11 protein-coding genes are annotated in these 14,846 nt (G+C 37.0%); 7 read left to right on the top strand and 4 right to left on the bottom strand.

From position 1 onward, the window contains the following. Positions 1-180: 180 nt before the first annotated feature. From CJF42_RS28815 to CJF42_RS22320, 3 genes are all read right to left on the bottom strand, one after another. Complete coding sequence (locus CJF42_RS28815; protein ID WP_252097702.1) at positions 181-2,982, bottom strand: alpha/beta fold hydrolase; 2,802 nt, start codon at positions 2,980-2,982, stop codon at positions 181-183. 557 nt (positions 2,983-3,539) lie between these two features. Further along, a complete protein-coding gene (locus CJF42_RS22315) occupies positions 3,540-5,225 on the bottom strand; it encodes a hemolysin D (protein WP_095368782.1) in 1,686 nt (561 codons plus the stop codon). Between the two features lie 309 nt (positions 5,226-5,534). Next, on the bottom strand, positions 5,535-6,506 hold the full coding sequence (locus tag CJF42_RS22320) for an LNS2 domain-containing protein (RefSeq protein WP_095368783.1): 972 nt from the start codon (positions 6,504-6,506) through the stop codon (positions 5,535-5,537). 161 nt (positions 6,507-6,667) lie between these two features. Here CJF42_RS22320 and tnpA point away from each other — a divergent pair, with 161 nt between their 5' ends. From tnpA to CJF42_RS27730, 6 genes are all read left to right on the top strand, one after another. Continuing rightward, complete coding sequence (tnpA, locus tag CJF42_RS22325; protein WP_095368784.1) at positions 6,668-7,102, top strand: IS200/IS605 family transposase; 435 nt, start codon at positions 6,668-6,670, stop codon at positions 7,100-7,102. A 216-nt stretch (positions 7,103-7,318) separates the two neighbouring features. After that, positions 7,319-8,095: an enoyl-CoA hydratase/isomerase family protein gene (locus CJF42_RS22330; protein ID WP_095368785.1), complete on the top strand. Its 777-nt coding sequence runs from the start codon at positions 7,319-7,321 to the stop codon at positions 8,093-8,095. Between the two features lie 782 nt (positions 8,096-8,877). Continuing rightward, positions 8,878-10,968 carry a TonB-dependent siderophore receptor gene (locus CJF42_RS22335; RefSeq protein ID WP_095368786.1) on the top strand — a complete coding sequence of 697 codons (2,091 nt, stop codon included), beginning with the start codon at positions 8,878-8,880 and terminating at the stop codon, positions 10,966-10,968. A 239-nt stretch (positions 10,969-11,207) separates the two neighbouring features. Further along, positions 11,208-11,948, top strand: coding sequence for a two-component regulator propeller domain-containing protein (locus tag CJF42_RS22340; protein ID WP_095368787.1), 741 nt, complete (start codon positions 11,208-11,210; stop codon positions 11,946-11,948). A gap of 244 nt (positions 11,949-12,192) precedes the next feature. Further along, on the top strand, positions 12,193-12,402 hold the full coding sequence (locus CJF42_RS27725) for a hypothetical protein (RefSeq protein ID WP_170940711.1): 210 nt from the start codon (positions 12,193-12,195) through the stop codon (positions 12,400-12,402). A gap of 156 nt (positions 12,403-12,558) precedes the next feature. Continuing rightward, complete coding sequence (locus CJF42_RS27730) at positions 12,559-12,717, top strand: hypothetical protein (RefSeq protein ID WP_170940712.1); 159 nt, start codon at positions 12,559-12,561, stop codon at positions 12,715-12,717. Between the two features lie 296 nt (positions 12,718-13,013). Here the strand turns inward: CJF42_RS27730 and CJF42_RS22350 are convergent, their stop codons facing one another. Then, positions 13,014-13,625 (bottom strand): paraquat-inducible protein A, encoded by a 612-nt coding sequence (locus CJF42_RS22350; protein ID WP_095368788.1) that lies wholly within the window; start codon positions 13,623-13,625, stop codon positions 13,014-13,016. Between the two features lie 917 nt (positions 13,626-14,542). Between CJF42_RS22350 and CJF42_RS28190 the strand changes: the two genes are divergently transcribed. Beyond that, a partial coding sequence (locus CJF42_RS28190) for a hypothetical protein (protein ID WP_212668847.1) occupies positions 14,543-14,846 on the top strand: 304 nt, incomplete at its 3' end.

Genomic DNA, 14,846 nt, shown 5'->3' on the forward strand with positions numbered 1-14,846 from the left:
ATTTATTCACCGAGATGTGCTGACAAATAGGGTTTCGTATTTGATATTTAATACAAAATATTAGGTATGAGGCATTAGGGTTTAAAATTAAAAGCTCTTTCATCAGCGATGCCAGTATTATTTTTCACGTGATAAAAGAGCTTATGTACTATTAAATTATCGATAAGTGAAGCTGAGTTATTACTCTGTTAATACATCATATAAAGCGATTTCTTCTACAGTCATCCAGTGAATACTATCAGCTGGTGCAGCTTCTAAAGTATACCAGTAAAAGTCACTCTTTATGCCGATAGCATTATAATAATCAAGGTAAATTACATGCGCTTGATGATCTCGAGGGTAGTCCAATGCCGCCTTGCCACTACCATCATCCCATGAGTGGACACCTATTTTAGCTCCAAGTTCAATCGTACGTTTAACCCCAGCTAAAAACATATCACTACCGCCCGATGCCACCATACCATCAGCCGGGATATGGGTGGCAATACCACGATTTCTAATCTCCATTGATGCCAACAAATTAATTTCATCATCCATAGAGCCAGGAACATCTTGCATTACAAGGGTGTGAACTTGTGGATAGGTATTAAATAAATCTTGCATCACAGTCAATGTATCTGAGCCGATCACGCCATTCATATAAATGATACCTGAACTAGTATCATTATCTTTAAAGGTAAACTTGGCAGTCTCTTCATCACCTGCTCCGTTATCAGTATCACTAATACTAAATTCTTCAGCAGAATAGTCACCATCAGGTAATATGGTTGCCAAAGCGTATTGCTCATCAGTTAATAGCGCATATATACTAGAGTCTTGGTTTTGTACTTTTTCCAGCGTATTTAACTGCCACTCATTTTTGATTTGCTCAAAACGTCCATTAAAATTTTGCGCACCTAAAATAGAAGTTAATGACCAATAGGTATATTCAGTAACCATGCAGCTATAATTACAGGTTTCATCATTATAGGTATACCACGCGGTATCTGGGTAGTTTGTAGGAATAGTTTCAAATTGTCCGCCGCGTGCGATATCCATAGCATTAGCGATATCGGAGCCTATTGCTTCACCAAATACCTCAGGGTAAACACCAGCATAACCAATATGTGTGATCAGATGTAAAACTTCTTCAATAGTGGCATCAAATCTACCTCCATCATTACCACCAATAACGACTTCACTGGCATAAAGGTCTTGCAAAGCATCCAACTCTGAGATTTGTCCAGATATAGTATCGATTTCGTTTTCATCCTTAGCCATAATTAACGTGGCACCCCGCTCAATCATGTGCTCAACGACTAATAGATTATCCGGCTCACCATCTTCATTATTATCTAAATATTGTGCCATCACATTAGCGGCATGTAACATCGCTTCATCAGGGGTTTGCTCAGTACCGTAAATTGGAATACCAAATACTGAAGTTTTCTTATCAAATACTTGCTCTAACGCTGAATTACTACTATTTTTATCGTAAGTTAACTCTGCAATAGCTGACACACAGCTAGTGTCAAGCGCTTGGTTTGGCTCATCTAAAAACGCTTGGGCTAAGCTGTCGAAACAACTAAGATCAGTAAATAATTGTCCGTGACCACCTTGCGGGTTAGTAAGGTTTTGTGCATTCGGCATATTTTTAGCGACCAATGAACCCCACGCTGCTGGCGTTTGTGTATCTTGTGAGCCATTAAGAATTAATACTGGTAAGTTACTATCCACAGCTTGTGTTTCTATATCATTTGCAGGAGTTACATTCCAAGCCTGACAAGATGTTTTATCAAAGCCCATATGAAACATGCCATTTACCGTAAGTTGCGTGCTTACTGACCACCCTTGGCTATTATCATCAGTTAACGCAGTAATATTAAGAAATGGATATTCTTCAGCACAAACCGTAGATAAGCCCATAGCGTAGTAAAACCTGTTTTCTTCGCCCTGCTCCTCATATTTTTCAGAGCCTTCCCCCATACCTTGTTCAGCCATCCTAATAGTTTCAAAAAATGATGCATATTTACTAACATCTTCATTCACGGCTAATAAGTAATCAATAATCACCGACTGCGTACCAAGTTCAAGTAAGTTTTGAATAAACTCTCGACTCTCTTCAATCAAGCCTTCATTGTGCATACGGGCAATAATATCTTCGATAATCATTTTGAATTCATCAGCAGGACAGCCAGCTGTATTTTCACAGTTTTTTACGATTTGATTTAACGACTCATAATTTGACCACGGCGTATCCGTGATGCCGTTCACTTCTATCGGAAACATGCCATCAAGAATAACACTGCGAATACCTTCACTATTTTCTCTCATTATAGTGGTCGCAAGGCGTGTACCATAAGAAATACCATATAAATTCCACTGCGATATATTTAACGCTTTTCTTAGAGCAATAAAGTCCATCGCATTTTGCACACTATTATAAGCCGTTAAATCTATACCTGACTTTTCAAGTCGAGTTTTACAGGTTGTTAACTGCTCTGATGTGTCTTCTTCCTCTAATTCAGTACAAAATAATGCGGGTTTAGAATAACCGGTACCACGTTGGTCAACTAAGTAGACATCCCTATCGTTGATAAAATTGCCTGTTTCAGTAACTTGAGCGATACTTGAACTTGCACTGCCACCTGGTCCACCTTCAAGATAAACAACAGGATCTATTTTTTTATCTGCTGAAGTAGACGCTAGTTTAATCACTGCTATTTCAATTTTTTTTGTCGAAGCTGGATTACCATATAAAGCATGTTTTTCAGGAACAGTAAGATAACCACAAGAAGAACCAGAGGTTAAAATAGATAACTGAGATGCTGACAACATGTCTTTACATGCAACATTTTTATATGCGTTAACAGGTTCAGTTACACCAGTATCTGGTGTTGGTGTGATCGTGATTTCTTTTTTAGCATTCGAACCACCACAAGCCGTTAATAAACTGGTCGTTATTATTGTCAAAGCAATAATCGATTTATTAGTTTGAATCATTCAAAATTTCCTTCATTATTAAGTAATAAATGTTGCCGTATATTTTTTACAAAACGATTATTTGCAAACTGAGCGATACGTTATTATCAATGATTTAACGAAGCTTTAGGGTAAGCGTTTGTAAGCGTTTGTAGCCGTTTGCAACCGATTACAACAATAAAATTAACAATATTATTCAATGATTTAATTTATAAAAAAGAATTTCAGAATGATTACTATGGGTATGACTTGCCATAAATTTACTTTATCTTACAAACCAGTCTATTTATTTTTATAAACTGATATGAGTACGCTAGACAACAAACTGAGAGCCAGTATGGAAGTGAACTATAAACTTTCAGCAATCTTAAAACTAACACTAAAAGACGATCGTTTACTGAGTCGAAAATTGATAAATATTAGAACCCGTCCAACGGTCTGTTCTTCGAAAATGCTATATATCAATTTGAAGACAGACGCTTTGAGCACGCGCCAAGATTTACGTTAGCCCTAAGTGAACAGAGCTAATACAACAAACACAGAGTAAGCCAGACTCAATCGAATCTGGCTTAACAAGGTTACTCTAATATCCATTTAGAGTGCTGTTTATTAGCACTGCCTGTTGAATTTAACTGCGGACGTTGTTTGTCATGGTTATACCAAAAATACTGTTGCCAATAAGTATTTTTAATATTCCAAACCCCACCTTGATCAATAAGCTCATATTCGGCTTGATTCGGTGAGCGCCATAATTTTCCATAGCCTGATGAAGAACTGCTGTAACTAAAAAACAGTGACGGTACAGCTGCACTTCGCAGGTAATATCGCCCTTCACTAGCGGGTATTTTTAGCCACTGCACAGGGTTCGCCTCTGCAGTTGTCAATCGCTCATTGTTATTTAACGACGCCGCCGATAACGCTTTGCCATCAACCGCAGACTTAATAACGACGGCTTCGCCGCTATCAGCTAAATGTTGAGGTGCCTGCCAATCAGTCGGTGCAGTCTGCCATGTCACAGACTGCCAACGCCAGTTATACGGTATGCTCATATGTGAATCATATAAATCCGCATAACCTGGTTCTGCTTCAATATTGTATAAACACTGGCGACGATCAGCATCTAATTGTGCCACACGCTCAGCTTGACTGGTCGTGCCAACATTTAGTTCGCTCATGCACTCTTCAAGGGTTTTACCTAACCCAGTGTCGCCCGGCGCAAGTACATAGGTATGATCACGATGTTGCTGATTGTCATACCAAGTCAGCATGGCTTGCTCGTTGAAAGATAGCCAATTCGAGACTAAAGTTTGCGCTTCCTGTCGTGCGTAAACTTCACGCTCGGTTTTACCAACCGCCATGGTTCGAATAAAGCCAGCCCATAGATCTTTACTTGCCTCCAATGCCACCAGCGCCACTGGTTTCATATTACTAGCCGAATAAGAGTCCCAACCAGATTCTAGCCGTGTGCTTTCTTGCCAAATTACATCACCACTGCTAAAGTCCAACACATCTTTCATGTCGTGGGTATGTTGCTCTGCACCTTCAGAGCAAAGATAGGCTTTTACCTGCCATATTTTTTCGTAGTTATCGGCAGGTAAACGGACTGTGTGTTCAGGGCTGAATGAATCTTGAAAAAGATGTACTGCTCTGCCAAACAAAAAATAATTATGATCAACTTCTACTTTTGCTGCATAGCCACCGCCACTCCACACTTGAATACGTTTTTGCTCAGCCATTGCAGCATTTACAAAGTGCTCAATGAAGCGCTTTTGACCTCGATAAGCTGCGTCAACACCACCTTGTCCACTCACATCGTCATAACGACGCATAAAATGATCTTGCTGTAAGTCAGCAGGTTCCTGTGATACGGCATTAAAACAATTTGGACCGGTAGGATCGGTACTCGAATTCACCACATTAAAACCTGCAATATCAACCCAACGCTCACCGACAATGGCTGCATAAATGTCGTCATACTTAGGCTGATAGCTACTGTTATTATTGGTTTTAGATTGGAGCCGCTGTACTTCGTCGTAGGCTGCTGACAGGTCAACTCGCTTTGCAAGACCATACTGCCAGTATTTTCGCGGATCATTTGGATCTATTTTAATTATATGCTCTTGGTCTAACAGCTCTAATGCTGCAGTCCGAGTAAGCCACTCATGACCCATCGTCATAACACCACCGCCACCCAATTGGGTAAATGCGCTTACTGACGTTGCACCTAACAATGCAATGCCAATACTCAATTTTTTTATGTTCATAATTTTCCTTGTAATTAGCTAGGTCTTTTCGTCTCACACCCTTAAGTAAATAAGAATCATTACCATAATAGAGTTAAAACTCTAAGGTTGCAACCATGTTAATGAAAGTTAATACTAATGAGAAGAGAATGAACTAACCCGCGCCAAGGTTTTTCGCTTAGGCTAAAATTCGCTAGGCGAAGAGGGCTACCTTAATTTCTCAATGGTCAAAACCTTTACGCCGCAAGCAGCGGGGAATTAAACCCGTAGAGATCAAAGCTAAAAGTGCCCTAATATGGCTAGCGTATTAGGGCTTTAAAGTAACAAAAATTATTGACAATTCGCGTTCGGAAAGTTACTCACATGCGTGACAATGTGTTCATCATAACTGTTATTTAAAATCGGTGTTGTGCCGTAATGACCAGCATTTTTGCCAATCGTAAAGCTTTGCGACGCATTCAAACCTGATTCAATAAACGCTTCAGCATCCGTTTTCGCATTGCCATAAGCACGTACTATCTTGATGCCATTGGCTTCAAGTTTATTAATTTGTTCTGTTTTGTACTCTGCAGTGCGAAATAAACTGGTTTCGTTACTGAGCGAAGTGCGTAAATAACCTTGCGGTAAGCCCATCCAAGACAGCCATTTACGTGTGCCTTTGCCATACCAGTAGACACGGGCAGTCAAATAAATTGGTTGATACCCTAAATCTAAATAACTGCGAACTAACGTGTAAGCTTCGTCTTTTGCATCAGCATAATCTATCCCTGTGTAGTCACCAATTTGCTCTGCATCAGACTCAGTTAATGTACCGTCTATATCGAATAATACCGCTTCAGTGTTCTGCTCCACGACTGTTAAAAAGCCTTCTGCACCAGTGCCATCTGCAGGTACTCCGGCATAAATACGATATTGTCCCATCGACATAGCAGGTAAAGATAAGGTCGCTTTACCATCACTATTAGTGGTTTCTGAAGCCAAATATTGCCAATCTGTGTCGTTTTGACCGCGGATATAAAATTTGACTGTTTCAAACTCTAAATCTTTATGTGCAACACTGCCATAATCAAACTTCGCCGTCATGGTGACCGGTTTGCCAACAGCCACAATTTCATCATGGATCATGTGATAGCTAGGTAACCAAGTAATAAAACGATTGAAACCATTTCGGTATTTGCCCGTTTCAAAACTTGGCGTATCAAATCGCAACTCCATAAATTCAGGTTGAGGACATTGTGGAAGCGAGAAAGCCGAAGAAGCGGCAAGCAAAAAAGGAGCTACAAGCCATTTATTATTGTTCATATTCTTTCCTTAAGTAAAAACATCAATTACGTAGAGTAGAATAAAAACTCAAAGTTACAAGTTTATTAAAATTAGTTTAAAAGCTTAATTAAATTAATGCTCAGTATAAAAAAGATCATCAACCCTTTGAATGCCCGTGCTTATCGAATAAGGAGGCCAAAATGAGAGAATGGCAAAGCCAAGCTCACGTAAAACATTATTGCAAATATCACATAGTATTTGTGCCTAAATACAGGAAAAAAGCAATTTATAGATCAATTAGAAGAGATATAGGTAAAATCTTAAGAGAATTATGTAGGCAGCAAGGAGTTGAATTGATCGAGGGTTATGCGATGAATGATCACATTCATATGTTACTGATGATCCCTCCTAAATATAGCGTTGCCAATACGGTTGGTTTTTTAAAAGGAAAATCAGCAATTCGAATATTCAGAGATTATTTGCAAGTTAAAAGGAATTTCATAGGACGACATTATTGGACTAGAGGGTACTGTGTAAGCACTGTCGGCTTAGATGAACAGATGATTCGAGAATATATTAGAAATCAAGAGAGCGAAGAAAAACGACAAGAGCAAATGCAATTGTCAGGGGTTTAATTTTATGCATGAAAAATGGTGATTAAGAAAGGATACTTTTCTCTGGTTATATACCCAAAACACTTGACGATGCATAATTTCAGAAAAAAATAAAAAGCCTTTAGCCAAGGCATTTATTGAAGATAAGGCACATTTTTATAATTTTCATCAGTTTTCATTATAAATAACAGAATATAAAATTTTTTATCAAAACAAACATACAAACAAGGAGTTATTGTGAACAGAATTACTGTTGAAAATAAAGAAAATGGTATCGCCGTTCTAACCATGAACAAGGGGCGAGTTAATACAATGGATCTAGATTTTATGGAGGAAATGTGTTTAGCGCTGGAAGACTTAGAATACAATAGCAACATAAGGGGTTTAATCATTACCAGTGCTCTGTCAGATTACTTTTCATTTGGCGCTGCTTTAAATGAATTTTATCAAGTTGACAAGGAGCGACTTAAAATCTTTATTCGTCGCAAACAAGAATTTAATTTACGCCTTTGGGGTTGCAGGTTAACCACTATCGCTTTAGTTAACGGGATAGCACAAAGAGAAGGCTTTGCATTAGCAATGGGTTGTGATTACCGAATTGGTACGTCACAAGATCTAAACTTAACATTAAACTATACATCGACGGGTTTATTAGCAGGTTCTGAGTTCAACCTGCTACAAAAAAAGCTTTCTTTTGAAACCCTTAGCCGATTAGAGTTTCCAGAGACATTAACCAACAACCTTGATTTTATCCAAACCGGCATACTGCATGAAATTAATACCACAGAGCCCATGCAGCGCGCATTTGATGTCATGAACCAGTTGTTAACACGACCTGATAATATTGTTGCCAAGCAAAAATTATCCATGATCCGTCCAGCTTTAAATACAATACAAGATACCAGATCAGAGGAGATTAGTGATACTGTTGCCCGTATTATGAAAACCAGTACACAAGCGCATTTAGAAACATATATACAAAAAATGCAAATATCTGGGGAATGTATTAAATAAATTACCATAAATAAAACTATAGAACCTTTTCAGCTGGCACTTTACAACTCTGAAGTGCCACATTCCACGTTAGAGGCATTATTCGGCGATTAATAGCCCTAAAGTCAATGTCAAATCAAGAGCAATGGCAATGGCAATGGCAAATATTATTTGAACATTTTACTCGGATTTAGGATCAATCATGCTTTATCAATAATTTAAAACCTTCATTGCTTGCGATGAAACCTAACTTTTCATAAAACCGTAATGCATCAGCTCTTTGTTTATTCGAGGTAAACTGGATCGGTTTACAATTTCTCAGTTTAACCTTAGCAATTGATCATTGAAATAATTTAACGCCTATATCTTGTCCTCTGTATACTTCAGCTACTCTTACCCCTGTGAGATACTTTTATAAAATTTTTCATCTGTTGCTTTAAGTTAGCTAATTTGATGAGTAATAAAGCTCACTATTACCTCTTGTGCAAAATTAAAAAAAGTATTATGAAGCACCCATTATTCTTAATCCATATTGCAGGAATTGTATTAACCACTATTAATGTTACATTACCTAAAGATGAATCAATCCCGTCTTCACCACAACAGCTAACAACGTTAAATTATAAGTAACCTTGCAAATATAAGCGACAACCACTGATGTAAATCATAAAGACCTGGATATTTTAATATATTCAAGTCCTTCCTACCATTGCAATTGACAATGATTAGCGTTACCATTATCAATTAAATCCCCCACTTCACTGTGCATTTTAAAATGCAATGAGTACAGGCATTAAGAACATATGAACACAAAAGTTAAATTGATATCCGCCATTATTGCGATAATTTTGCAACCAACAAGTGCATTTGCAGCAGATGATAAAACCGATAAGGATATCGAAGTATTAACAGTGATAGGTAAACATGCTCATTATAAAACTGATGAAGCACATGCTGCGATGCGTTCAAATGTATCATTATTAAATACCCCGCAAGCCGTAACCGTTATTCCAGTCGAAGTGATGGATGATCAATTAGTTGTCACCTTAGGCGAAGCATTAAAAAATGACGCCAGTGTTTCAATTGGTAGAGTGACAACCGACCGAGAGCGTTTCAGTTTACGTGGTTTCACGCTTGAAGAAAGTACCAATTTACTAAAAAATGGTCATCAGCACTTTTCTAAATATCGTTTACCTATGGCGCTAATAGATAATGTTGAGGTATTAAAAGGACCATCAAGCTTACTTTATGGACAATCGACACCTGGTGGATTAGTTAACTTAGTCACTAAAAAGCCCACTTATGATCCCTTTGCTGAACTTTCAGTTAAAGGTGATGAAAATGGTTCATTAAGAATGGGACTTGATGTTGGTGGTAGCGTTAATGAAAAGAAAACCATACGTTATCGCGCTATTGTCGAAAAGGAAGATAATAAAAACTGGCGAGAATACCAAGACGGCAGTGCACAAGAAAGTGACTTTCTTGTTGGCAGCTTGATGACCGATATTGATCTAAGTGAAGACTTAACTTTGTCATTCCATTTTGACAGCTCAGATGAAGTCGCAGGTCAAGACAGCGGTGCTTTGGTTGCTGCCAATGGTAATGTGATCGGCGGTGATAAGCTTATTTGGGATATGCCTTGGACAAAAATTGATGCCCAAAGTCAAAACTATGGTGCTGATATTAGTTACCAGTTGACTGATAACTGGCAAATCGATGCTGGCTACAACAATCAACATAACGAACGCGAACGTTGGGAAAGCAAGCCACAAACACAAGATGATTTTGATCCCGAAACTGGTATTTATGAAAATAAGCCTTATGACAAATTAGAAGATTGGAAGCAACAGGCATTTTATTTTGATTTTGTTGGTTCAGTTGAACTTGCCGGTATGTCTCATGACTTGTTGGCTGGTGGTAATTACTTAAAGCACGAATACAGCTCTTTAAAAGTGAAAGGTGATAAACAGCAAGCAAACCTTAAAGATGGTAATATTATTCTTCACCAAGCACTTGATTATGCCGATGCTAAAGCAAAAGATGAATCCTATAAGTATTATGGTATTTTCACGCAGGATTTGATCACCATGAATGACCAATGGCAAGCATTGCTAGGCATTCGTTTTGATAAACAAGAAAAAATAGATGCTGATAACTCTTCAATATTACCTAAATTTGGTTTGATTTATCATCCAAGCGAAAGTGCCTCTATTTATGCCAATTACAGTGAAAGCTTTGAACCTCAAGGTGACGTAACTAATGATGAAGATGCAAACTTCGGCCTTGAATTAGACCCAGTAAAAGGCATCATGGTTGAAGTTGGGGCTAAGTGGGAGTTATTTTCTGGCAAGTTACGATTTAATGCTGCCGCTTTTGATATCAAACGTAAAAATATCGTGCTTGAAGTTAACTTAGAAAATAATCCAGACTTTGAAATGATCACCACACAAGGTGGTATTCAGCGCCATAAAGGTATTGAACTAGGCGTTATTGGTGAAATTAATGAAGATGTATCATTGATCACTTCTGCCATGTATTTAGATGCAAAGTACGATGCTCATAATGAATACCAAGGTAATCACCCTGAAGATGTACCACAGTTAACCGCTTCTACTTGGCTTAAATACTCTATTTCAGAAGATGTAGCACTTAACTTTGGTGCATTTTATGAAGATGACCGTTATGCTGATGCTAAAAATAGTCTAGTAAAATCCGGTTACATCCGTTTTGATGCCGGACTAAGTTACGCCGTGCCATTAGCCGGTAATGATTTATTAGTACGACTAAACGTCGAAAACTTGTTTGACAAGGACTATCTAGCTGGTGGCGAAAATGGCGAAATCAATGTAGGGAAGCCAAGAACCGTAAAATTCGGTTTGGGTTATACATTTTAATATTTGATAAATCGTCATTTAAATAAGAGTGCTTATAGCTCATGCATCACAGTACTCTTTTAATTTTATTATTCTAATCATTAAGGCAGCAATAAACTTATTGCCACCTGTCAAATTTAGTTAAGCTCTGTCATTTAAAAGTATCCGAAAAATTTGAGCTACTACATCTTTACTACTACAAACTAGACATTTATTTTTACTACAATTAAACTTGCATTTACTTATCCGAAGGTGACTTTATGCCAAAACTGTTATTATTTTTTTTGTATTTAATAATCTTACTTTGTACAAGTCACTCAATAACTGCAAAACCCGATTTTTTCAAATTTAGACATTACACATTGTCAGAAGGGTTATCACAAGGGAGCGCAATTTCTTTAATACAAGACAAAGATGGCTTCATATGGATTGGCACACAAGATGGACTTAATAGATTTGATGGCTACCAATTTAAAGTTTTTCAAAATGAAAATAATAACCCACATTCATTAATATCTAATTATATTAAGGCTTTACATATTGATGAAACAGGAGGTTTATGGGTTGGAACAACTAAAGGCCTACATAAATTTAATAAGCATAATAATACTTTTTCGCAGTATAGACTCAGCTCGAATGATAGTAATATTAACCATCAATATATTAACGTCATTATAAATGCACCCAACAATAAACTTTGGATTGGTAGTAATAACGGACTTCATTTTTTAGAAATTGAAATTTCAGTCACATCTAAAAACCAACAAGTTATCATTCATTATAAAGATAACGGTGCTGGACTAACCAATACAAACATTGAGCAAGTATTTGAACCTTTTTATACTACCTTACGCAGTAATGGACATATAGGGCTTGGTATGCACGTAGCGTATAACCACGTTACACAAAGGCTAAATGGCAATATTGAAATTGATGAAAACCATACGACAGGCTTAGCCTACATAATAATGCTGCCTTTGGTTCATATAAAGGATGTATAAAAAGCTAATATTCCCTCGCCTATGGCTGAAAGTTTCACTCTACTTTTTTAAAAAGAAATTCTCACGTAAGTGAAGTGTGGCCTAAATCGTTATACCCAAACCACTTCAAGATGCAGGATTCAGTTGGAATTAGAAATGCTTTAGGCAAGGCATTGATTGAAGAACATGGTTATTCCCTTTTCAAAATCAATAACGCTGCATAAAATATTTATAAACCAACCTTACAGGGACTTCTGAGCAAATCATGCTCGTTGTTGCCTGCATGGATGTAGGTACTAGAGCAATGCAGGAGCATATTGCCGGTCCATCTTTTTTTAAGGGAGTAACCATTAATGCAAAGATGCGCCTAGATCATGAATTGCTCAGCAGTCCTGAACCTCACATCTTGAAGTGGCTTGGGTATATAAGTCACTTTACCAAAATACAGCCTTCTAACATAAAAATACCAATTTAACACAATGCTTATCACGCAATTTAACCAAACATCACTAAAATTTACCACACATCACAAATCCAAAAACAAAGCTTACAATCTACCCTAATATTCAACTCAACAGCAAAAAACATACAAATTACAAAACACATAAAACAACATACAAAGGAAAACATTATGAACACTTCAAGCAACGGCGAATTATTAGTAACTTCAATTTTAGGTGGTATGGTAACAGGCGTTTTAACATTTAACGGCATGGCATCGGCTGTAGCAGTAGGATCAGTAATAGCAGTAACAATAATTACAGCCACTTACGCATTAACGGGTAAATAATGACGTAATTATCTAAAATATAAAAATATGAGGTAAATAATTTGATAAAACTACATACCAAGTTACAACCCTGAAACACCGCTATTTAGCGGTGTTTTTGTATGTGTAAATAATTTTTCAGATAATATATAACAATACAAGTCGACACATTTAAACACCATTGTTAATGATGCTTTGTCTACGTGCATAATGTAGAAGCAATTAGCGGTAACTTATCATATCTCAATGCCTGCGCATGTAGCGCGACCTTTTATGTTTATAAAACTAACAAAGCTGAGCTTTTAGACAACCATAAATTAAGAATGAGATTTATCTAATTCATGAGAATCTATATCTTGACTCAATTTTTTACAATTGAAACTACTCAAGCTAATTTGAGTAGCAAGTAATGACAACAAACAATAACCCACAAAATAGTAAAAACCTTGCCCTACAGCAGACAATGTTTGACTTGATATTAATAATTCCATTTTAAAGCCAAAAACAACAATTTGCTGATTACTTGCTGTCTCAGCATGATTTGTTGATAAAACCGCTAAGAACACTGCAATAACAAACACATCAGCCATAGACCACTTTCCAATTTTACTTACAAAATCATAAATTTTGTATTCGAGTTGTGTATTACGTATAAAATAAGCAAAACTTACAGATAAAGATTTAATAATTGGAATACCGATAGAAAAAAGGGAAAGCAGTACAGTTACAACTATTCTATCATCTTGATATAGCTCTTGAATTGTTTGAATTAAAGACAACTTTTTATTCACCAAATCAGACGATAAACTCGTATTTGCCACATTAACTGCCATATCCATATTTAACGTAAACATAGGTAAAATGATACCTGGAATAAAAAGTAAAATTGCTGCAATATTAAGTACAAAGCCGATATGTTTTTTAATCATGGTTATAATTTTTTATGAGATGTTAGGCGGTATTATCAGCTAAAGCTGTGCATTACTGCAACTGATTATTCAGCCATATAAAAAACGTAATGGCTAAACGTTTATCTCTTTTATCACTACAAAAATAACTACTCGCACTATGAACCATATTACCTTTAAATAAAATTAGACGATTAAATTTATTTTCAATCCTGTGATCTAGATATCAAGAATCTGGTGATAAAGCTTGTGTATGTAAGACATCTACTTTAGCTAACTCTATTTTTTAAGCGCCCTAGGCACTCTAATATCTGGCCATAATTCATTTGTATAAGGGCTACCTAACTTCCATCATTTTTTATCTTTATTTAAACATCGGTTAGCAATTGAAATAGCATCTTTTTGGCTAAAAAATCATCTATAACCCAATGATTTTTATTAAACTCAGGCACTTCATACGTTAAGGTGGGACATTAGAAGGAGTTGCAATATCTAATAATGCTGCAGTTAATTTATCATGACGAATACAAAACACTCAAAAAAGTATATGTATTAAATGAAGCAGCTATTTCGATAAGATCAATTTTAGACCTATATATTTTTAAATTAAAACTCTCCACTTGTAGGCGAAATTTACCTACAGAGATGAATGTAAGCCCTGAAATACCGCTCTTTAGCGGTGTTTTTATATGTGTAAATAATGGCCATTTATACATACTTCGTTGGATTGCCATTTTACCGCCAATGCAGTATTCAAAAATTACTGGGGGTTAAAATCAGCGCGTCTAGCGTGTTTGACCAAGTCGATCATGTCTGTAATGACATTTACCCGGTGTTTCAAACACGCTTCAATCTAGCTCCACTACTATATTGATGACACCACGAACCGTATTCTTGACGCCAAACCAATTGAAAAACCGGTGCGCTATAGCGACAAGATGCGAACGCGTACAGGGGTGTATACTTCCGGCGTTATTGCCACAACCCAAAATGGTCAGGCTATCGTGTTATTTGAAACGAACATCGGCCATGCTGGTGAGTTTATCGATAGCATTTTACACAAGCGCGCTAAGGCATGTGATAAGCCAATTATCATGAGTGATGCATTAACCCGTAATCGCCCGTCACAATGCGAGTGGATAGTCTCCTTGTGTAATAGCCACACCAGACAACAATTTGTTCATGTTATCTCCCATTTCCCTGATGAGGTTGAGCATGTACTCAACCGCTATGAAGAAATCT

This window comes from Pseudoalteromonas sp. NBT06-2 (assembly GCF_002276045.1).
Lineage (GTDB): Bacteria > Pseudomonadota > Gammaproteobacteria > Enterobacterales > Alteromonadaceae > Pseudoalteromonas.